The sequence below is a fragment of the Microcoleus sp. B3-D7 genome (genome assembly GCF_036705305.1).
In the GTDB taxonomy this organism is placed as follows: Bacteria; Cyanobacteriota; Cyanobacteriia; order Cyanobacteriales; family Microcoleaceae; genus Microcoleus.
In genome coordinates this window covers 214,896-236,712 of the sequence record NZ_JAUBUE010000002.1, presented here as the reverse complement: position 1 = coordinate 236,712, position 21,817 = coordinate 214,896, and the positions used below count along the sequence as shown (strand labels likewise).

The following is a 21,817-nucleotide window of genomic DNA, read 5'->3' as shown; positions in this document are numbered from 1 at the left end:
AGGAATCCCATTTTTAATTTGTTAACGTCAGCATTGGGAATTATCCAATGCCCAATTCCCTATTATCAATTCCCAATTTCCTACTTCGTTTTCACCTGACGAGCCATTTCCCGGAAATTGTTCATGCTGGGGCCAGGGCCACGACGAGTTGCATTTGATGTCGGCATTAAATTATTAGGAGCAAAAGTCCGATTCGGTTCAGCTTGACTCGGCACTTTGCCGTTAGTTGCTGCAACTGCAGGTACTTTTGCGGGTTCCGCAGTATTAGCAGGAACGCTAGCAACTGGTTCCTTTTCTTTCTGAGACTTTTTCTCTACCTTAGCCTTTTTAGCTGGTTCAGACTTCTCAGACTTAACAGACTTTTCAGACTCAACTTTTGCCGGTGCTATCGCAACAGGCTCAGCCTTCGCAGGGGCAACTTTTGCTGGTTCCTTTGCTCCCGATTCGCCCAAATCTAGGAAATATTCAGACTTTTTCAAGCCCAACAGTCTGCCGAAAAAGCCGAAAATACCGCCGAAGAAATTTTTGATAAAACCAAACATTAGACTTACTCCTTTTGTTCTTTTAGAGAAATTTGTACAAGCTTGTCAACAAAGTTAGATTACGAGGTAAGGCAACTTTAGTCTACATTTCTTAATCAAAATTTACATTTTGCTGTATCTAAGCTAGCTCATCAAAGCAACTTTTAGGTATAAATACCAGGCTGCTTTGCACTTATTTACAAGTATCTCAGAATTTTTTACCGATTCCCACTAATTGCCGATCGTACCTCGATCCGATTCCATAGCTGTCCTAGTACGGGTAAAACTCCCTAGGGGAGTGATTTATGCTGTAATCACCAAGCAATTTTCTTTTCAAATGAACAGTTCGCTCGATCGCAATCCCGTCATCCTCATACACGGCATCTGGGACACAAAGATTATTTTCAGCAAAATGTCCGCCCGCCTCACCCAACTTGGATGGTCAGTCCACAGCCTCAACCTCACCCCCAACGACGGCAGCCTCAGCCTCGACTTACTGGCCAAGCAACTCGCAGACTACATCTCTGAAACCTTCGACCCAGAACAGCCTTTAGACATAGTAGGCTACAGCATGGGCGGCATCGTCAGTCGCTACTACGTCCAGCGACTCGGAGGAATCAACCGAGTACAGCGTTTCATCACCCTATCTTCCCCTCACCACGGCACCCTCACCGCCTATTCCCTACGCCTACCAGGATACCTGGATATGCGCCCCGATAGTGGCTTGCTGCGCGATTTAAATCAAGATGTGACAATGCTCAAACGCATAAACTTTACATCAATGTGGACGCCATTTGACATAATGATTGTACCGGCCAACAGCTCCCAAATGCCAGTAGGTAAAGAAGTTAAAGTGAACGTTTTGCTGCACCGCCAAATGGTGACCGAACCCCTAAGTATTAACGCAATAGTTGAAGAACTCAAAGCACCTATTGAAAATAAAATTCCCACTTAAAAATGAATAGCAATTTCAGCCGCAACCCAGTCTTGCTGATTCACGGAATCTTCAGAAAATCGGGAATTTTTCACAAAATGTCTGCCTACCTGACCCAACTGGGATGGTCAGTCTACACCCTCAATCTCTCGCCCCATTGGGGCAACGCCAGCATAGATGAATTAGCCCAACAAATAGCAGATTATATAGACAAAACCTTTGCGCCAGAGCAGCATCTAGATATAGTAGGATTGAGCATGGGCGGTTTAGTAACTCGCTACTACCTGCAAAGGTTAGGCGGCATTAACCGAGTGCAGCGCTTTATTGCCATATCTTCTCCTCACAGCGGTACTTGGATGGCTTACACTCTCTGGGGAAAAGGCTGCATCCAAATGCGTCCTGGCAGTGCTTTTCTGGAAGATTTAAATCGAGATGCTGCCTTGTTGGAAAAGCTCAATTTTACTTCGATTTGGACAGATTGGGATTTCATCATCGTACCCGCTTCTAGTTCCCAAATATCTGCTGCCAAAGAAGTAAAATTGTCTGTTTTCGCCCATGCCATGATGGCGAGGCATTCCAGCAGTTTAAAAGCTGTGGCTGAAGCACTTTCCGAACCATTGAAAGTTCATGATTAACCGTTTGATTCATTCTTGTATAATGTCAAATTTTGTAGGGGCAGGTTTCACCTACAGTAATTGCCTAAAACCAACAATTTCCTAAACCCGCCCCCACAGGCGGCAAATCGCTACCGGACTAAATATCAAACAGCATCGCCAACTTCAGCGTATTCGCTGCGACCAAAAATTGCTTCAGCTTCACAATAATACTTGAACTCAAGTATATTGTGGAAAGGGTCTTCTAAGAAAAAAGTACGGTGTTCTGTAGGCAAACCGACAAATCGCCGTCTCGGTTCTTGATAGAAATTTAACTTGTTTTGCTGGGCTTTTTCTAGCAACGCTTCCCAGTCAGCTTCGGAAGTAAAAATTAACCCAAAATGCCGGGGATAAATGCCTCGCTGAGGCGTCAAAGGTTCGCGGCTGACGTGGGCGACTATTTGATGACCACACAGACCCATAATCGCAGAATTAGGCGATTCGCGACCTAGTTCGCAGCCGAGCCCGTCTACATAGAACGCTTTTGTTTGGGCAATATCGGTCACGGGGAAGGCAAGATGAAATAAGACTTGGCTCATGGAGGTACTAAATGCAGAATTCAGAATTGTTCTTTAATTATTTATCTTGGTCTAATCCTTGGTTGATGGCGATCGCCCTAAATACAGTTTTACTCGCGATCGCCACCATTGCTCCTAAAAAATTGCTCACTCCCGCTGGTCAATTTCACGGCTGGGTATTGGGCGTGCTTATTTGGGGCTGTTTGGGATGGCAAGGCTATGCTGTGGTGATGTTTTACTTTCTTGTCGGATCGGGAGTTACCCGCATAGGCAAAGCCCAAAAAGAAGCAGAAGGCATAGCCGAAAAGCGTTCAGGCGCCCGAGGCCCAGAAAATGTCTGGGGTTCGGCTTTAACCGCGACTCTTTGTGCTGTGGGAGTTTTGGCATTATCTATTTTAGGAGATACAGGCCAGATGGCTGTGTCACAAGATGCTATTTCCCTGTTATTGCTGGGTTACGCGGCGAGTTTTTGCACCAAACTTTCCGATACCTGCGCCAGCGAAATCGGCAAAGCTTACGGCAAGCGGACTTTTTTGATTACCAGCTTGCAGGCTGTACCTAGGGGTACGGAAGGGGCCGTAAGTTTGGAAGGAACAATCGCGGGTATTTTCGGCTCTATTCTGATTGCGCTTTTGAGTTGGGCCGTCGGTTTAATTGACTTGACAGGAATTGTTTTTTGTATTATTGCAGCTTTTATTGCCACGAACATCGAGAGCGTCATTGGGGCGACGGTGCAATCAAAGTTTGAGTGGCTCACGAACGAGGTGGTAAATTTTTTTAATACATTCATAGGAGCGATCGCAGCGATTATTTTAGCGGCGACCTGGAGAGCTTTTTTAGTTTAGTTAATCCTGGACGCATTCTCGACCCAATCAACCTGGTTTGTTACGATAATTCAAACGATTAACGCAGTATTTTTGGGAAAAAAGCCGGTGGCGCCGTCCAGGGCTATTAGCTATTAATCATTAGTCATTAGTCTCAAGCAATCAACTCATGACTAATGATTAATAGTTAATCAAACTAAGCGTCGTCTTGCGGCCCAAAAACCATTTGTAAAATCATCGTCGGTTCGCCCCGCTTGTGATAGCGATCGGCCCAATTGCGAATAATTTCATCTAATTCCTCAAGGGCTTGGTCGAGGCGTTCCGGCGGAATATCCAAAGTCTCCATAATTCGCATCACCTTCGGTTGTTTTTCCGCCCAATCCTTCATCAGCCGGAAATATCTAGCCGTATCCTCAACCATAGTAAATGTCCGCTCTTCCTGCTCTGCGGGAGAGTAAGTAGCGCGAGTGAGGGCATAAAACGGCATTCCCCAAGGAGAATCAATGCGAGTTACTGTCCCAGAATAGATCAAGCGCCGCTTAATGTGTTCTGCTAGAGCTTCGCTCAAAGGCATTCGCCTTTCTGGAGACATATCTTCTTGCGATCGCCTGTGCAGAAACTCGATCAACTCCATAAACTGAAAAGAATTGATCAGTTGAGCGTCTGGCGGATTCGGAGGAATCTTGCCTTCGAGATATTTTTTTTCATCTACAGTCAAATTGTTTCCCGGAATGCGAGGGCGTCCCGGCATCCAACCATACTGTTCCAGCCAGACATAAGGAAACTGAATCAAATATCTAGGTTCTTGGGAACCCAACATTTTCAGCAATTTTCCCTGAGTCAGAGCTTCCCGGACTTCCTCAACAATCACCTTCACCCGTTTAGGCTCAATGTGATGCAAGTGCCCAGTCATCCGCAGGTTGTTATCCTGCTCCATATAAGTCATATAAATGGCACACTTAGCCGCCGTTGCGGCCGCGTCTAGAAACGCCCCGTGCCTGTGCCCACTGGTTCTCATGGCGCTAAACGCCAGATATAGCATGATCTGATCCATTGCACTAGGGCTGAGGCTTTTGACCAGATCCAAAGAGTCATTTTTCATCACTATCCCCGAAATAGCCAAATTAGGAGGCATTTTGTCATCCTCCATTAAATTATTGCGAGAGCGCCGAATCAAGCATAGCCGACTGTCGCCGGAAAGCTTGCCAGCTACCCTAATATTCAGGTTAGTTAATTTCCCTGAGGTAACAGGGGCAGGGGCTTAAAGGCTATCCACACCGCATAAGTGGTTCTTATTGGTGGCCAATTTAAGTAGATTGCTGCACCCTCTGCGCTGACAGTTTACCTATATATAAGTTAGTTATCGCAAGATAATTATAGTGCAGCGGTTGAAAATTAAACCCTACCTGTGGGGGGGAGAAGGTAAATAACTGTTGCGATGCCAGGAATTTGAGGCGACTTCGAGCCCCTAATTCTTGAATAGTCATGGATGCCGAAACCCGGTTTGATCGACTAAAATAAGCCTGTTGCATAATTGCGGGAAGATTTTGATGGTTTTGTGGGATGGGATCTCGTAGCCCGTCCGCTGTATTTTCACAGCAGGCGGGACACCCCACAAGAATCCTCCTCAAATTGTGCAGATGCCACAATAAGGCGTGGAGGGCGAGGGATATCGGCTGAAAAACCCTGATGCTCAGAGGCCTGTGGGTAATTCCTGTTTAATTGAAGCGTTTTCAAGACAAAACCGCCACATACTAGAATGTATCTCTAGGTAGATGGCGGTTCCCGGTTTATATGCTAGTCTCAATTAGATAAAAAACAATCTCCTAACAACTGTCAACAAAAAGTGCAGTTGTGGCTTAAGTTGAAAAACTAGAATCCGAGAAAATCCGAATCGGTCGAATGAACAGCCTGAACCAAGTCAGTTATGGAAATCGCTTGCGTCCAGTGCCATTAGAGATCGTGTAGCGGATGAGTGTAAATATTAGGCTGGGTAAACTATCACCTGCGTCCGTCGCCCCTGTTAGGAGCGCGCGAGGGACGGCGCGAGTGCGATTGCTGAGTTTGGGTGGATAACATCTCTTCGGCGCTGGCAGTATCGCTCTTTGGGAGTTGAGTTTCAAAAGCTTGAGCGGCATTGGCACTCAAGGTAAGACTCAACAGGCTCAGTAAAGCAATTGCAGTGTAGGTTTGCATGGATAGTATCCGTGTCAGTGTCTATTACCTGATACGGACTTGCCCTGATCTATCAGGATAGATATCTGTAAAATTTTCCGAACTTTGCAAAAGACCTTACAAAAAAGGAGCTGTGGGTAATTCCTGTTTAATTGAAGCGTTTTCAATACAAAACCGCCAAAGACTAGAATCTATCTCTAGGTAGATGGCGGTTTCCCGTTTATATGCTAACATTTTTCAAACAAAAAAGAATCTCCTCAGAACTGTCCACAAAAAGTGCAGTTGTCGCTTAACCTGAAAAACTAGAATTCCATAAAATCCGATCGAGCGATCGAATGAACTGCCCGAAGCAACTCAGTTGTGGTCATCACTTGCGTCCAGTGCGATTAGAAATCTTGTAGCGGATGAGTGTAAACATTAGACTCGGTAAAATTCCTGCGGCTGGTGTTTCTCTGAGGAGCGCGAGGGGGCTTTTGTTGAGTTTGCACTGACAACATATATTGGGCGGTGCCAGTTTCGACGATTGGGAGTGAAGATTCAAAAGCTTGAGCGGCGCTGGCACTCAAGGTAATGCCCAACAGGCTCAGTAAAGCAATTGCAGTGTAGGTTTTCATGGGTAGTATTCGTCGTGTCAGTATCTATTTAGAGATACGACATTACCCAGGCTGATCAGGATGAATTTCCCTGAAATTATCAAACTCTAGAATCAGCAATCAGGAATCACGAATCAGAAGGAAAAAGGAAGAAGGAATCAGGCTTTAGTTAAGCTATCGCGCATTTAAATTGTATCCTAAAATCCTTGTAGAAAAAGCGGATAATTATCTTTCCCTCTCCCTTTCTCACCCTCTCCCCCTCCCGAAGCAACAAACACTTTAGATGCGTAGCATCTGATCTATGAGAGCAGTCAGAAGTCGATGTAAAAGGGAATAAATAAAATCTCTAGCTTCACTAATAAAAAAATTCCTAATTGCACTACCCAGACGGTTGCAATAATATACAAAACCGCCAAATACGAGATTCAATCTCTCGATAGATGGCGGTTTAAGGTTTATATGCTATCATCACTCACATAAAAGAAGAGCCTAATGACTGTAAACAAGAAATGCAGTTGCCTTGGAAACCTGAAAAACTAGCATCCCCGGAAATCAGATTGAGCGCTCGACACGGGCTGCTGAAACTAACTCAATAACGGAAATCGCTTTCGTCCAATGTCATTAAAATGCTTGTAGTTGATGAGTGTAAAGATTAGACTCAATGAACTCTCGGCGTCCGCTGCCTCTTTCTGGAGAACGATCGCCCCTTTGTTCGGTTTGGGCGGATAAAATGTATGAAGCGGTGGCAACTTCGAGCAGTCCGACGAGGGATTCAAAGGCTCGAACGACAGTGGCGCTCAAAGTAACGCCCAAAAGACTGTGTAAAGCAATTGGTGTGTAAGTTTGCATGGGGTTAGTATCCGTGTCATTGTCTATTAACTGATACGGACTCTCCCCGATCGATCAGGATAAATTTCTGTGAAATTTTCGGATCTCTGCAAAAAACCTTACCTCTTCAATTCTACGGATTCCGCCAGCAGCCAAGCACCTGCCGAATTCAGCCTACCCCATACTGTCAGAGGCTTTTCGGTTTCGCAATTATGTAAAAATCTGTCGGTTTCCGAGTCCAAAGTCACGAGTTGCCAAGTTTGACCGGTTAAGGATGCGGGGCTTGTCAGCGTTAGTGTCCAGTCTTGTTCGCCGAGGCGACGGAAAATGCCAGAAAATTGGCTGTGGGTATTTGCTGTTTGACTGCTTTGTTTCTCTCCTGACTCCTGACATTCGCCGCTCGCGGGATATGCTTCAGGTCGATCGAGATAATAGCGTTGCCAATCCAGCCAGTCCGATCGCCCCCGTGTCAAATTAAATAAAGGAATAACTGCCGCACTCGCCTCGGAATCTTGCAGCAAAGCTTCCTGCAAAACTCTCACCGGCAACTCCCGCGGCTGACATCCAGATTGCGCGCACAAAGCCGCCGCCATCCCCGCCGCCTGTCCAATATTCATTACCGTCGGTTGCAAGCGAGTTGCACCGTTGGCGATGTGAGAGACGGAAATATTTTTTTCGCACACTAGCAAACCGTCTGTACTCGCAGGAATTAGCGCGCTGTAAGGAATGGTAAACGGAGTTCCCGTCCAGCGGCCGCCCCACCGGATCGATTTGGGCTGCAAGGGAATGTCGCCACTGGTGTAGTGGTGATCATTGGCATAGTTGCCGATCGCAATTGTTTCACAAATGCCCTCAGAATTTATCGGCAACTTCGCGACTCTTCCACCGACAATAGGCAAAATATCTTGTTCTCTGACTGTACTTATCCCTCGCAAGCGCCGACTTTCTCGGTAGTAAGGATGTAAGGCAAACGAAGAAAGAAGGGAAGAATTTTGTTGATTGTCGATCGTTGAAATCGGGAAAATATTCTGTGCTAGGCCGTAGCGGTGGCCGAGTTGCGTTTGAATGAAGCGGGCGAAACTTTGAGTATGCCAGAGACTTTCTTGCAGGAATTCTTGTCGAGATGCTTCAGATGCAATTAGTCGATCGACTCCTTCACCATAATCATTACCTCGAATCGGCCAATTAATCATCAACAATCCCCCTGGCAGCCTGCCGTAATTGAGAAATTGTTCGGGAGTGTAACCGTCCCAAGCACCGATAAATCGATCGGGATTTTCAACAGGCGGCGCGGGAATTTCTGGCCCGGCCGCACCTTTACCAAAATCCTGCATGATTGCCACCCAAGTCGGAGCTTGCACCGAATAGCTCTCTGTGAGATCATTAGAGGCGATCGGCGCGCTGGGTTCGCCCCACTCGGCTTGGAATTCCCAACCCCAGCGGTGCCCAACTTCGGCTAAAGCCAGCACATCTCCCAATTCCGTGGCATCCAAAGTGATTTTGGCCGAAACCGTAAAATCTGCAAACCGGACGCCAGAAATGCGAGAGCCTTCTTTTAGCACATCTTGAGCTGTTTGTCCACAAATCCACTGTAAGTTCGGCAAACATTTAACCCAATCAGCAAAAATTTCAGCACCTGTGCGGGGATCGTAAGTAAAAAAACTTACCCAGCCCCAATCCAAACCTCCCGGCTGTCGCTGCTGAAGTTCCCGCAAAAACGCGCCCCACAAACCGGTTTGAAAAGCTGCTAATTCATTGCCATCAGGGGCCGAAACGCCAGCGGAAGTCAGCATTCCTCCCAGCCAGGGGAATTCGCTTACTAAAATAGTTTTGGCACCTCGGCGGGCTGCTTGCACGGCTGCTGCAGTGCCGCCGGTGCCGCCACCGACTACCAAAACATCTGCTTTTAAGACCGAAGACATAGGCAATACCATTTTAGATTTTAGATGGCGAAAGGCTCAGTAAGGTGATGAGTGCGCTACGGATAGATATTCGGCGTTGGCGATCGCGAATTGAATTTTACTGTCTAAAGACTTGACAAATAATAAATCGGGAATTATGCAGCGCTCGCACAATTTTGTTACTAAATGACCGCAGAAGCGATCGCAACTTTTGATTTCTCATTTTTGGCGCGCCAATATTGGCAAGATGACACCGCGAATAACGATAATAGAAAAAAGGGAACAGCATCTATAAAGTTTTACGTCTTAATAATTTCCCAGTTACTAATTAACGGCTGAAAATGGAAAAAGGTTTTATTTTGTGGTTTACCGGGCTGAGCGGTTCCGGCAAGACAACTATCACCAAAGCTCTCGAACCCGAATTGAAGGCCAGAGGTTGCAAAGTTGAAATATTGGATGGAGATGTCGTTCGCACCAACTTGTCAAAAGGTTTGGGATTTAGCCAAGAAGACAGAGATACTAATATTCGGCGGATTGGATTTGTAGCTCACCTGCTGAGCCGCAATGGAGTAGCCGTAATGACCGCAGCTATTAGCCCCTACAGAGCAATTCGCGACGAAATTAGAGCAATGGAGCCCAATTTTGTTGAAGTATATATCACAGCGCCGTTAGAAGTGTGCGAAGGTCGCGATGTCAAGGGGCTATATGCTAAGGCGAGAGCAGGAGAAATTAAGGGTTTTACGGGAATTGACGATCCTTATGAAGAACCGCTCAATCCTGAGATTATTTGTTACACAGAGCGAGAAAGTGTGGAAGAGAGTGCTAAAAAAGTTCTCAGCAAGTTAGAAGAGTTGGGTTACATTTGATGTTGGCGGGGTTGGATGAGGATAGGGGCAAAAAGCGATGGTGGTGAAAAGTTATTCGCGCAAGGTGCAACTTGAGAAAAAATCTCACCCTTGTGCCCCCTTCGCGGAGAGGGAAAGGGAAGAATTTCTCTCCTTTCCGGCAAGGAAAGGGGCTGAGGCAGAGGTTCCCAGCAAAAGCTGCAAGCTAAGTTATTGGGCAAGCAATGCTGTCAAAAGTTTAATGATTCAAAGTTTAACAGTGTCAGTGCTGGCGGCGGTGGGTTCATCTCCTGCGGCTGCCCAGTTTATGCCTCCTCCTCCTCCTCCTGCTGATGCGGGTTCTCCTGTTCCTGTACCGGTACCTCTAGCGCCGGGATTTCAGGGGTTTCCGGCAAGTGCACCTTCAAGTGTACGATCGGAAGTTTACACTTTGGGAGCGGGCGATCGTATTCAAATGGACATCTTCAACGTCCCGGAATACAGCGGCCCTAACGGTCAACACCAAGTACAGGCAGACGGTTCCCTGAATTTGCCGTTAGTTGGCAGCGTTTCGGTGTACGGGATGACCCTAGAACAAGCTTCTAATGCTGTTAAAGACAAATATGGCAAATACCTTAAACGTCCCTGGATTACCCTGAAACTGCTGGCGCCGCGTCCTTTGCAAATTGCGATCGCGGGCGAAATCAACCGCCCCGGAGCCTATACAATATCCTCAGCAGCAGGCCCCGGAGGCACAGCAGAGCAAATGGGAACTCAAATGCCAACGATATCGCGGGCTCTGCGAATGGCCGGCGGAATTACGCAGTCAGCAGACGTGCGGCAAATCAAAATCCGCCGCCCCCAGCGCAACGCACCGGAACAAATTATTAGTGTGGATTTGTGGGAATTATTGCAAAACGGCGATTTGCGGGCCGATATGACTTTGCGGGACGGCGATACTATATTTATTCCCACTGTAACTAGCCTCAACCGCCAAGAAGCACCGACTTTAGCAGTAGCTAATATTACCGGACAAAGCACTCAACCAATTAATATTGCTGTGGTGGGCGAAGTAACTCGCCCCGGTACTTATACTTTGGCAAAAGAGGCTCAAAGTAGGGTACAAGAGAATGAAATGGGTGAAAATTCTGGTTTGTTTGCTGCTAGGGAAACCAACGGCGGGGAAACTGTTTTGCAGCAAACTGTAACGAGGGCAATTAAAATGGCGGGCGGTATTACGCCTGTAGCTGATATCAGACAAATACAAGTTCGCCGCCTGACACGCGCGGGTACAGAACAAATTATTAATGTGAATTTGTGGCAACTTTTGGAAGGGGGAGATGTATCCCAAGATTTAGCGCTGCAACAGGGAGATACGGTAATCGTTCCCAAAGCCGAAAACCTCGATGAAACCCAAGACGAACAAGTTGCTAATTCTAATTTTTCACCGGATACGATTAGGGTGAACATTGTAGGAGAAGTCGTGAAACCCGGAGCGATGGCGGTGCTGCCCAACACTACTTTAAATCAAGCGCTGGTAGCAGCCGGAGGTTTTAATAAAGCGCGGGCAGAAATGGATTCGGTGAATTTAATTCGCCTCAATCCTAACGGCACTGTTTCGCAGCTAACTGTTAAGGTTGATTTTTCCGCAACTGCCAATGAAGAAACTAATCCAAAACTGCAAAATAATGATGTAATTATGGTAAGGCGATCGGGTCGCGCGACGTTCTCGGATAATGTAGGCGGGACTCTCGCTCCTCTCAGCCCGCTGTTAGGAATATTCCGGTTGTTCGATATTTTTCGGTGAGTTGAATAGACTGGCATTAAGACCTCAGAAACCCGCTTTATAAAAAAATTGCGGTTTGGTAATGAAATATCTAGGAATCAACCGATTTCCTGAAACTCAGCCACCAATACAGACGTTTAAACTAATAAGTTGTAGAACTCAAATGAAACCAGGGAAACAATCTCACGTAGCACTGTTTAATCATAAAAAAAACGCTGATGTGCAAAAAATGTCTTCTGGGCTTTATGAAGAAGATCAGTTTTTAGGCAGAAACAAAACCGAGGCAGAAGAGTTAAGTTTTTGGGAAGTTTGTCGCAGTCGCTCCATCTTAGTCATCGGCGTAGCAGCGGCAGTGACTACCGGAGTTTTCGCCTGGACACTGAATCAAAAAAGCGAGTACGAAGGGCGCTTTCAATTATTAGTAGAACCAGCAGTTACGCAAAATACTTTAGCAAAAATATACTCCGGTGAGCTGAAACTGCAACCAGCGGGCCCCGCGACGACGGAAAATGCCGGTTTTGACTACGAATCCCAAATTCAAGTTTTGCAAAGCCCGCAAGTAATGTCGCCGATTATTAAACAGTTGCAGGCTAAGTATCCTGAAATAAATTACAACTACCTCTTGAACCAAAAAGCAGATAATGTGCCTTTTTCTCAGGAAACTAGGTTGTCGATTAATCGATTCAAAAATACCAAGATTATCGAAGTTAGATATCGGGATTATGATCCGAAAAAAATTCAGTTTGTTTTGGAAAAAGTTGCGCTAGGCTACCGCAACTACAGCGTGCAAGATACCACAACTCAAATTAGTCAGACTTTGGATTTTGTGAAATCGCAAATTCCCAACCAGCAAAAGCGCCAACAAGCTCTGCAAACAGAAATTCAAAAATTGCGGCAGCAGTACAATTTCATCGACCCGCAAATTCAAACCCAACAGCTTTCGCAGCAAATCACCCAACTTCAAGCACAAAGATTGGACGCGCAAACGCAGCTCAATCAGCAGAGATTGCTCTATTCCAATCTACAAAATCAGCTCGGACTGAACCAGCAGCAAGCGCTGATGGCCTCGGCTCTGAGTCAAGCTCCCCGCTATCAAGCGATGCTGACTCAATTGCAGCAATTAGAAGGGCAAATTGCGATTAACTCGGCTACGTTTACAGACCAAACTCCGCAAATGCAATTGTTGCGAGAACAGCGCAAGAACCTGATTCCTTTGTTGAAGAAAGAAGCCCAACAGGTTCTGGGAACTGATTTGGCTAAGGTAAATTCGCAAGTGCTGACTTTTCAAGATCCGGTGCGGATTAAGTTAATCGAGCAGTTTATCGGTACTGCTAATTTAATTCAGGTGCTGGGCGTGCGGAATCAAGTTTTGGAACAAGCTGCTAAGCAGTTGAATCAATACTCTCAAAAATTCCCGGTGATTTTGCGGCGCTATTCCGATTTGCAGCGCGAGTTGGATTTGACTAACAATACGCTGAATAGTTTGCTGGCAAAACAGCAAGCTTTGCAGCTTGAAGCTGTGGGCAAAAAAGAGGTGGCTTGGGAAGTTATTGCTAAGCCGGAAATTCCACGTTACAAAAATGGCGAGTTGAGGGCTGTTGCTCCGATTATGCCTTTGAATTTGGCTTTGGGGGGATTGGCTGGTTTGCTGTTCGGTATGCTGGCGGCGCAGTTGGCGGAACGGTTTAAAAATAAAACGGTGTTCCAAACTCCAGAGGATGTCAAACAGTCCATTCGCCTGCCTTTGTTGGGGGTAATTCCTGCTAGCGATAAAATTTTGAGACTTCCTCCTGCTGAGACAAGCCCGCTGGATGTGGCAATTTCGCCGATGCCGACGGATGCTTTTCAAGAAGCTTTTCGATCGCTCAATGCTAATATTCGCTTATTAAACCTTGAGACTCCGATCAATTCTTGTGTAATTACTTCTTGTCAAGTAGGTGACGGCAAGTCTACGGTAGCAGTAAATCTGGCGCGGGCGGCGGCTGCAATGGGTCAGCAAGTGCTGTTGGTGGATGGGGATTTACGGCGCCCGCAGGTACACGAAATGCTGGGTTTACCGAATTGGCAAGGCCTGCACAATGTGATTGCTGAGGATGTGGATGTGCAACAGGTGATTGTGCGATCGCCCCGTGATGAAAATTTGTTTGTGTTAACTTCCGGCCCGGTTCCTCTCGATCCCACAAAGGTGCTTTCTTCCCGAAAAATGCAGCATTTAATGGCAGCTTTGTCAAGTCATTTTGACTTAGTTATTTACGATACTGCGCCGCTTTTAGGTTTGGCGGATGCGAATTTGTTGGCGGCTCACACTAACGGATTGATGCTGGTAGTAGGGCTGCATCAAACTCAGCGGGAGGCGCTGTTGTTGGCTTTTGAAGATTTAAAAATGGCGGGAATTCCGCTGTTGGGAATGGTGGCGAATAACGATAAAGGCAGCAGGTATTACTATCAGTCTTACGTGCAGGATTACGTCCAGGAACAGTCTGTTTGAGGGAGAGGAATGGAGAAATGTGTAATGGAACAGGCCGTCGGGTCTGTTCTTGAGAATGCAAGGCGGGCGTGACACCCGACAAGATATTTCATCCATCTTGCACCATTAATTGTGAATAAAGCTGTCATATCAATTCCGGTTGCACTCCTTATGATTGTTGACTGTTGACTGTTGACTGTTGACTGTTGACGGGCGGGTCGAAAAACTGAATGGTTGAGTGTTAACTGTTGACTCGATTTTATTATTCCGATGCAACCGGAAACGATATCAGGGGCGGGCGGGACGCCCCACAAGAACATTTAACTTTTGTGGAACAGGCCGTCTAGCCTGTTCTTGAGATTTGTGCGTGATTTCAGAAAGACAAATTTTCTTAAGATTTGCGATCGAGACTCTGAACTATAATTAAAAGTAGGAGAAATTTAAACAAATCGCGGCACTTGCAAATTGGCAAGACCTGAAAGAAAACGTGGCTGGTAAATTCCTATTTTCTAATACCTTAATACAACTCCCTGCCTAGGCTGAAAACTAGCAGGGAGTTTTGTGTTTTTCACACAGGAGATAAAACCATGGCTATTGCTACTATCAACCCGGCAACGGGAGAAACGCTGAAAACTTTCGAGCCGATCGCGGATGAGGTAATAGAAGCTAAGCTGGAATTAGCACAGCAAGCTTTTAAAAAATACCGCCAACTGCCGTTTGAGCAGAGAGCTCTGTGGATGCAGAAAGCAGCAGACATCTTGGAGCGCGATCGCGAAATTTACGCTGAAATGATGACCCTGGAAATGGGCAAAACGCTCAAATCTGCGATCGGCGAAGTGGAAAAATGCGCCTTAGTTTGTCGGTATTACGCGAAAAATGCCGCTCAATTTATGGCAGACGTACCGGCAACCACTGACGCTAGCAGCAGCTTTGTCCGCTACCAACCGCTGGGTCCTATTTTAGCCGTTATGCCGTGGAATTTCCCATTTTGGCAAGTTTTTCGGTTTGCGGCGCCAGCACTGATGGCGGGCAATGTCGGCTTGCTCAAACACGCTTCCAACGTGCCGCAGTGTGCTTTGAAAATCGAAGAAATTTTTACGCTTGCTGGCTTTCCCGAGGGAGTTTTTCAAACTTTGTTAGTCGGCGCCGACAAAGTAGCCGATATCGTTGCGGACGATCGTATAAAAGCAGCAACTCTCACCGGTAGCGAACCAGCGGGTGAAAGTTTGGCAGCAAATGCGGGCAAAAATTTGAAAAAAGTAGTGCTGGAATTGGGAGGAAGCGACCCGTTTATTGTGATGCCCAGCGCCGATTTAGCAGCAGCTTTATCAACGGCTGTAACGTCGCGGGTGCTCAATAACGGTCAATCTTGCATCGCCGCCAAACGCTTTATTTTAGCAGAAGAGATTGCCGACGAATTCATCACAGGATTTGTCGAAAAATTCGAGCAATTAAAAGTAGGCGATCCGATGTTGCCAGAAACCGATATCGGCCCTTTAGCTACTCCCGCAATCCTCAAAGACTTGGACAATCAAGTGCAAACTTGCATCCAATCGGGAGCAAAACTTCTGACAGGTGGCGGCCCATTGTCAGAGAAGGCCGGCAATTTCTACTTGCCAACTATTCTGGCAGACATTCCCCCGAATGCCTCTGCCCGTCAAGAAGAATTTTTCGGGCCCGTAGCTTTAGTATTCCGAGTTGCAGACATGGATGAGGCGATCGCCCTCGCAAACAGCACATCTTTTGGCTTGGGTGCGTCAGCTTGGACTACAGTAAACTCAGAGAGCGATCGCTTTATTTCCGAACTAGAGGCCGGCGCGGTATTCATCAACGGTTTAGTAAAATCCGACCCGAGATTGCCCTTCGGCGGCATCAAACGCTCCGGTTACGGACGCGAATTGAGCATCCAAGGAATGCACGAATTTGTTAACATAAAAACAGTGTGGGTGAAATAAGCTCCCACTCTATCAACCGATCGCACAAATCTACAGAAGTCTGCGTTTATCTGCGTTTACCTGCGGTTAAAAATTCCCATTTAGTATTTTTGCGATCGGTTTAAAAAGACCAAAAACCCACATTAACCGAGGAGAGAAACGGAAATGAACACAGCTCAACTATTGGTAAAATGTTTAGAAAATGAAGGCGTCGAATACGTCTTCGGACTTCCTGGAGAAGAAAATTTAGAAATTCTAGAAGCCCTGAGAAACTCTTCAATTAAATTTATTACTACTCGGCACGAACAAGGCGCGGCTTTCATGGCTGACGTTTACGGTCGTCTCACCGGCAAAGCCGGCGTTTGCTTGTCCACCTTGGGCCCAGGCGCAACTAACTTAATGACAGGAGTTGCTGACGCCAACTTAGACGGCGCTCCTTTAATAGCAATTACCGGACAAGTTGGCACAGACAGGATGCACATAGAATCGCACCAATATTTAGATTTGGTCGCCATGTTTGAGCCAGTTACTAAGTGGAATGCTCAAATTGTTCGCCCCAGCACGACTGCAGAAATTGTCCGCAAAGCCTTTAAAGTAGCTCAAAGCGAAAAGCCGGGAGCAGTTCACATTGACTTACCTGAAAACATCGCAGCAATGCCTGCTGAAGGAAATCCGCTCACCAAAGACAACCGTGAAAAAACTTTTGGCGCTTACCAAAGCTTGAATAAAGCCGCTGTGGCAATTTCCAAGGCAAAAAGTCCTCTGCTTTTAGTAGGAAACGGCGCGATCCGCGCTAACGCCAGCGATGCTTTGACACAATTTGCTACTCGATTGAATATTCCTGTAGCTAATACTTTCATGGGCAAAGGTGTAATTCCTTACACTCATCCTTTGGCGCTTTGGACGACGGGATTGCAGAAACGGGATTATATTAGTTGTGCTTTTGAAGAAACGGATTTAGTGATTGCTGTTGGCTACGATTTGATTGAATATTCCCCGAAAAAGTGGAATCCAGAAGGAACAATTCCGATTATTCACATTGGATCTTTGCCAGCAGAAATTGACAGCAGTTATATTCCTCTTATAGAAGTTGTGGGAGATATTTCTGATTCCCTCAATGAAATTTTGCAGCGTGCCGATCGCATGGAGAAAGTAGACCCTTTTGCTAAGCAATTGCGGGCGGATATTCGCGCTGGGTACGAACAATATGCAGCCGACGACGGTTTCCCGATCAAGCCACAAAAACTCATTTACGATTTGCGGCAAGTCCTGGGCCCGGAAGATATTCTTATATCTGATGTGGGAGCTCACAAAATGTGGATCGCGCGCCACTATCATTGCGATCGCCCGAATACCTGTTTGATTTCTAACGGATTTGCGGCGATGGGAATTGCGATTCCGGGTGCGGTGGCTGCAAAACTCGTTTATCCCGATCGCAAAGTAATAGCAGCCACCGGCGACGGCGGTTTTATGATGAATTGCCAAGAGTTAGAAACTGCTTTGCGAGTCGGTACTAATTTTGTGACGCTGATCTTTAATGATGGCGGTTACGGGTTAATTGAATGGAAGCAGCAAGATTATTTTGGTCATTCCGATTTCGTCAAATTTGGCAATCCCGATTTTGTGAAATTTGCCGAAAGTATGGGTTTAAAAGGCTATCGTGTGGAATCTGCAACCGATTTTATTCCCATCCTTAAAGAAGCCCTGGCTCAAGATGTCCCTTGCGTGATTGATTGTCCGGTAGACTATCGGGAAAATGCGCGTTTCAGTCAATTATCTGGGGATATGAGTTGCAATTTGTAAGAGTAGCTAGAGCCCCGACTTCTTAAAGAAGTCGGGGTTCTAACAATGGACATTCTTCGAGATAGAGTTTTGTAGCTTGTTTAAGATTGGCGATCGCTTCTTCTATGGTTTCGCCTTGGTCAACTGTGGGGACTTCTGGACATTCGGCAATGTACTTCTGCCAATTATTTTACCCAAGTATGAAAAGCATAAATAACTTCCTCTTCCTTCTGGCGAGCGGTTGCAATTTGCTTCTCAATCTCTCCGTAGAGTTTTGTTTCCACTTGTCGGAGTTGTGATATCAAATCCGGTAGCATCGGAATTAATATTACCCACTGCCAGGACACGGCGCCGTGCCTAATCGAGTCAACAGTTAACACTCAACCATTCAGTTTTTCGACCCGCCCGTCAACAGTCAACAGTCAACAATCATTTCGGTGCCACCGGAATTGATATCAAATCTAATCACTTCAAACCCAATAACAAGGCAATTCCGCCGATCGCACCAACTACCCCCAAAACAGCCCGAATGCTCACTTTTTCGCCCGCCAGCACTGCTAAAGGCAGTATAAATAGGGGACTGGTAGAACTGAGTGTTTGAGCAATTGCTGCGGGTGCATATTTCAGTGCAGTCTGTTGCAGGAAAATCCCGAGATAGGTTCCTAAAAAAGCTGCCACAATTATGGCACCTAATGTTTTTGAGGATTTTAATTGTTTGAAACTGTCAAGGTTTGTTGGCTTTAAAAAGCACAGCATGACTGCCATACCACCGCTCAAACGAAATGCCGCAGTCCACAGAGGATCGATATCTATTTGAGTGAAGGCGGCGCGGGATAAAATTGCACCAGCGGCGTGGCTTGTTTGTCCTAATAAACTAATACCTAATCCCTGCCAAATATGTTTTGATGATAAGGTTGTTTCGGCTGTTCGTTCTGCAATTACCCACGCTACGCCGCAGATTGTTAAAAGAATGCCAGTACAAGCAATGGGTGATAAGTTTTCTTGCAAAAAGATTAAGCCCAATAAAGCTGTTAAAGGGGGAGATAGGGTTTCTAAAAGTAGCGTTCGCCTCGCGCCTAAATATTTTAATACAATAAAGAAAGCGGTGTCTCCGATGCCAATTCCTAGGCCGCCGCTAATCAGCAGCATTGCTAAAATATTAGGGTTGATTGCGGGTAAAGATTTTCCTAAAATTAGTACAGTGGCAAGGAGCATGAAAAGGGCGATCGCACCTTTGAGCAAGTTGAGCACCACTGCGGGGATTTGCTGTCCCACTCGCTGCCAGATGGTGGAAGATAGAGCCCAGACAAATGCAGCGCCTAAAGCGGCGATTTCACCCATAAAATTTGTTGACTGTTGACTGTTGTCATTAGTTACTAATTCGCAATTGGCAATTGGCCATTCCCGATGCCCGATGCCCGATGGCCAATTCCCAATGCCATATAAATTAGGGTTCCAGACTAATCATCTGGAACCCTAGATTTATTAAGCTTTTCTAGCAGTGGGCGGGGAGAGAATCGAACTCTCATACCTTTCGGTGTCAGATTTTGAGTCTGATGCGTCTACCAATTTCGCCACCCGCCCTTTTTCGTTTCACCATCATAACACACAGATCGATTTCCTGCAAGCAAAGATTCATAATCTTTTGAACTTGCCCAGCGATCGATCTCTCTGGCGCGCAAGACTGGTACAGGATGGGACAACTGAGCCGTCTGAGCTTGTTTGAGCATTTCTCCCAGTTGAGTGGTGCTGAGGTCGTCGTAGGCCCGGGCCTGCGCCAAAAACGCATCGACATTCAGTTTCGGAGCTAAAGTCGGCGAACCTCCGGCCAGTTTCATCAACAGTGATGCTACCACTCTTGGGTCTTGAGTCGCGAGCAAGGCGGCGCGATCGCACGTAAATTCCGCACACCGCAACCATTCCAACATTTGCGCCTGCAAACCCTGAGCGAGCACGGTTCCCACAGGGGAAATTTGGCCCGCGGCCAACACAATTAAATTAGCCAGAGTCAGGTAAACTCCGTGCTCGCACTTCAAATGCCCCAACTCGTGAGCAATTACTGCCTTAACTTCCTCGTCTGTGAGCAAATCAATCAGAGAAGTGTGCATCACCACAAAAGGCTGTTTTCCCCGCATCGCAAAGGTGTAAGCATTTGGCATCGGATGCTGGCGGACATAAAGCTGCGGCGGTTCCAAATCAAGAGTTTTGCAGGCATCCAAAAGCAATTGATGCAGGTGGGGCAATTGATTTTCGCCGACTTGGACGCTGGAAGCCAGATTTTCCAGCATAAAAAACTGTTCGCCCAGTTGTCCCAGCAACTGCCGCACGATCAAATCCAGGCCGGGCAGTTGTTTGAGAGTGCTGGTAGCTTCCAGGTCTAGCGGGTGGCGAAACTGGTCTGCTTTCAAACCGATGAGCGGTATTTTCGACATTTTAGTCAGTTGGGAATGGGGAATTGGGAATTGGGAATTGGGCATGGGGCATAGGGAATTGGGCATGGGGAATTCTTTTGCTTCTTCCTTTTTTCCTCTTCCTTCTTCCTTCTTCCTTCTTCCTTCTTCCTTCTGACTACTTTAAACCCGATCGCACGGGATTGACAGGAGCCTCAGCAGTCGCCGGGTCTGTACCCTCTTTGACACGCCGCAACTTAGCTCCTAATTTTTGCAGTTTCACCTCTAACTGCTCGTAGCCGCGGTCTAAGTGCTGCAAGCTGCTGATGGTGGTGACACCATCGGCAGCAAGTCCCGCTAACACTAACGCCGCCGAAGCGCGCAAATCTGTTGCCACTACCGGCGCACCCGACAGCCGCGACACTCCGCGCACAATCGCTACATTGCCTTTAAGGCGAATGTCTGCGCCCATGCGGTTGAGCTCTGCTACGTGGCGCAAGCGATTCTCAAACACGGTTTCTTTGATCAAGCTGTCGCCTTCGCTCAGCGTCAGCAAGGCCATAAACTGAGCTTGCATATCTGTGGGGAAACCGGGATAAGGCAGAGTTTCGATGTCTGTGGCCGAGTGAGTTTGGCCCGGAACTATCCGCAAAATGTCGGGGGATTCGGCAATAATTTTCGCGCCAATTGTCTGCAATTTGGCAATAACTGCGGTCAGGTGGTCGGGAATTACCGGCGACAAACTGATTTCCGAGTGAGTGATGGCTCCGGCTACTAAAAATGTTCCGGCTTCAATGCGATCGGGAATAATTGAATAGTCTACCGCGTGCAGCTTGGGAACTCCCGAAATGACGATCGTATTCGTGCCGGCGCCTTGAATTTTTGCTCCCATGGCGCGGCAGAAATTCGCCAAATCAGCGACTTCCGGCTCTTGAGCCGCATTTTCAATTATGGTTTCTCCTTCAGCCAGAGTCGCCGCCATCATCAAAGTTTCAGTTGCGCCGACGCTGGGGTAGTCCAAATAAATTTTGGCTCCTTTCAGGCGGCGGTTCGGCCCTTTGACGTAAGCGTGAACCGTGCCGTGGTCGATGTGGACTTCGGCACCGAGGGCTTGCAGACCGCGAACGTGGAGTTCAACGGGTCGGGCACCGATGGCGCACCCACCGGGCAAGGGCACTTTGGCAAATCCCAAACGCGCTAGCAGTGGGCCGATGATGAAGAAGCTCGCCCGCAGTTGGCTGACTAATTCGTAGGGGGCTTGAGCGTCTATGAGGTTGCTGGCGTTGATGTCTAAAACGTCGCCGTTCTGCTGTAATTTGACTCCTACAGCCGAGAGAATTTGTCCCATGCGGGCGACATCGACTAGACCGGGAACGTTGCGGAGACGGCAATCCTCTGGGCAGAGCAAGGCTCCTGCCATGACGACTAAGGCCGAGTTTTTGGCGCCGCTGATTTTAACGTGTCCTTTAAGGGGCTGGCGACCCCAAATTTGCAATACTTGTTGGTCGCTTTCAGGTGAAGCTGGCAGGTTAGATGAGTTCTGAGCTGGTGTAATGGGTTTGCCCTCCATAATTCGCTTCGTTACTTTATACATTATTAATTTTGGTTCGATTTTACCGGAAAGTTTTTATATGTCTAGGGGTAACATGAGGAATTCCGGGAATTATATTTGCTGGAATTCCCTCGG

19 protein-coding genes and 1 tRNA gene are annotated in these 21,817 nt (G+C 47.0%); 8 read left to right on the top strand and 12 right to left on the bottom strand.

Annotated features, from left to right (window positions below; translation table 11 throughout):
* Positions 1–80: 80 nt before the first annotated feature.
* Positions 81–542, bottom strand: a complete 462-nt coding sequence (locus tag QUB25_RS02605) for a hypothetical protein (protein ID WP_333034888.1) — start codon at positions 540–542, stop codon at positions 81–83.
* Between the two features lie 316 nt (positions 543–858).
* Between QUB25_RS02605 and QUB25_RS02600 the strand changes: the two genes are divergently transcribed.
* Entirely contained in the window at positions 859–1,476 is a 618-nt protein-coding gene (locus tag QUB25_RS02600; RefSeq protein WP_333058978.1) for a triacylglycerol lipase, read from the top strand.
* 2 nt (positions 1,477–1,478) lie between these two features.
* Positions 1,479–2,090, top strand: a complete 612-nt coding sequence (locus QUB25_RS02595; RefSeq protein ID WP_333181917.1) for an alpha/beta fold hydrolase — start codon at positions 1,479–1,481, stop codon at positions 2,088–2,090.
* 125 nt (positions 2,091–2,215) lie between these two features.
* Here the strand turns inward: QUB25_RS02595 and QUB25_RS02590 are convergent, their stop codons facing one another.
* A complete protein-coding gene (locus QUB25_RS02590; protein ID WP_333058980.1) occupies positions 2,216–2,647 on the bottom strand; it encodes a VOC family protein in 432 nt (143 codons plus the stop codon).
* An 11-nt stretch (positions 2,648–2,658) separates the two neighbouring features.
* Here QUB25_RS02590 and QUB25_RS02585 point away from each other — a divergent pair, with 11 nt between their 5' ends.
* Positions 2,659–3,471 (top strand): TIGR00297 family protein, encoded by an 813-nt coding sequence (locus QUB25_RS02585; protein WP_333058982.1) that lies wholly within the window; start codon positions 2,659–2,661, stop codon positions 3,469–3,471.
* 175 nt (positions 3,472–3,646) lie between these two features.
* Here the strand turns inward: QUB25_RS02585 and hetR are convergent, their stop codons facing one another.
* From hetR to QUB25_RS02560, 5 genes are all read right to left on the bottom strand, one after another.
* Entirely contained in the window at positions 3,647–4,552 is a 906-nt protein-coding gene (gene hetR, locus QUB25_RS02580; RefSeq protein ID WP_333034952.1) for a heterocyst differentiation master regulator HetR, read from the bottom strand.
* A gap of 899 nt (positions 4,553–5,451) precedes the next feature.
* The gene (gene patX, locus QUB25_RS02575; protein ID WP_333181916.1) at positions 5,452–5,646 is read right to left on the bottom strand and encodes a heterocyst-inhibiting protein PatX; all 195 of its coding nucleotides are present in this window, start codon (positions 5,644–5,646) and stop codon (positions 5,452–5,454) included.
* Between the two features lie 365 nt (positions 5,647–6,011).
* A complete protein-coding gene (locus QUB25_RS02570) occupies positions 6,012–6,239 on the bottom strand; it encodes a hypothetical protein (RefSeq protein ID WP_333181915.1) in 228 nt (75 codons plus the stop codon).
* Positions 6,240–6,839: 600 nt separating this feature from the next.
* A complete protein-coding gene (gene patX, locus QUB25_RS02565; RefSeq protein ID WP_242724514.1) occupies positions 6,840–7,067 on the bottom strand; it encodes a heterocyst-inhibiting protein PatX in 228 nt (75 codons plus the stop codon).
* Positions 7,068–7,165: 98 nt separating this feature from the next.
* Entirely contained in the window at positions 7,166–8,968 is a 1,803-nt protein-coding gene (locus QUB25_RS02560; protein WP_333181914.1) for an FAD-dependent oxidoreductase, read from the bottom strand.
* Between the two features lie 320 nt (positions 8,969–9,288).
* Between QUB25_RS02560 and cysC the strand changes: the two genes are divergently transcribed.
* The 5 genes from cysC to QUB25_RS02535 all read left to right on the top strand — a co-directional run bounded on the left by cysC (position 9,289) and on the right by QUB25_RS02535 (position 17,761).
* The gene (gene cysC, locus QUB25_RS02555; RefSeq protein ID WP_333034878.1) at positions 9,289–9,813 is read left to right on the top strand and encodes an adenylyl-sulfate kinase; all 525 of its coding nucleotides are present in this window, start codon (positions 9,289–9,291) and stop codon (positions 9,811–9,813) included.
* Between the two features lie 37 nt (positions 9,814–9,850).
* The gene (locus QUB25_RS02550; protein WP_333181913.1) at positions 9,851–11,578 is read left to right on the top strand and encodes an SLBB domain-containing protein; all 1,728 of its coding nucleotides are present in this window, start codon (positions 9,851–9,853) and stop codon (positions 11,576–11,578) included.
* 142 nt (positions 11,579–11,720) lie between these two features.
* The gene (locus QUB25_RS02545) at positions 11,721–14,045 is read left to right on the top strand and encodes a polysaccharide biosynthesis tyrosine autokinase (protein ID WP_333181912.1); all 2,325 of its coding nucleotides are present in this window, start codon (positions 11,721–11,723) and stop codon (positions 14,043–14,045) included.
* 566 nt (positions 14,046–14,611) lie between these two features.
* Complete coding sequence (locus tag QUB25_RS02540; RefSeq protein WP_333181911.1) at positions 14,612–15,979, top strand: NAD-dependent succinate-semialdehyde dehydrogenase; 1,368 nt, start codon at positions 14,612–14,614, stop codon at positions 15,977–15,979.
* A gap of 144 nt (positions 15,980–16,123) precedes the next feature.
* Positions 16,124–17,761, top strand: coding sequence for an acetolactate synthase large subunit (locus tag QUB25_RS02535; protein WP_333034870.1), 1,638 nt, complete (start codon positions 16,124–16,126; stop codon positions 17,759–17,761).
* Between the two features lie 164 nt (positions 17,762–17,925).
* Here QUB25_RS02535 and QUB25_RS02530 read toward each other — a convergent pair whose 3' ends face one another.
* The 5 genes from QUB25_RS02530 to murA form a co-directional block, all read right to left on the bottom strand.
* A complete protein-coding gene (locus QUB25_RS02530; protein WP_333181910.1) occupies positions 17,926–18,120 on the bottom strand; it encodes a hypothetical protein in 195 nt (64 codons plus the stop codon).
* Between the two features lie 85 nt (positions 18,121–18,205).
* On the bottom strand, positions 18,206–19,081 hold the full coding sequence (locus QUB25_RS02525) for a DMT family transporter (protein ID WP_333181909.1): 876 nt from the start codon (positions 19,079–19,081) through the stop codon (positions 18,206–18,208).
* A 161-nt stretch (positions 19,082–19,242) separates the two neighbouring features.
* Positions 19,243–19,324 (bottom strand) — tRNA-Leu (locus QUB25_RS02520).
* A complete protein-coding gene (locus tag QUB25_RS02515; protein ID WP_333181978.1) occupies positions 19,303–20,172 on the bottom strand; it encodes a M48 family metallopeptidase in 870 nt (289 codons plus the stop codon). Before QUB25_RS02515 ends, QUB25_RS02520 begins: the two co-directional genes overlap by 22 nt.
* Before the next feature lie 136 nt (positions 20,173–20,308).
* Complete coding sequence (gene murA, locus QUB25_RS02510) at positions 20,309–21,724, bottom strand: UDP-N-acetylglucosamine 1-carboxyvinyltransferase (RefSeq protein ID WP_333058994.1); 1,416 nt, start codon at positions 21,722–21,724, stop codon at positions 20,309–20,311.
* Positions 21,725–21,817 lie beyond the last annotated feature (93 nt).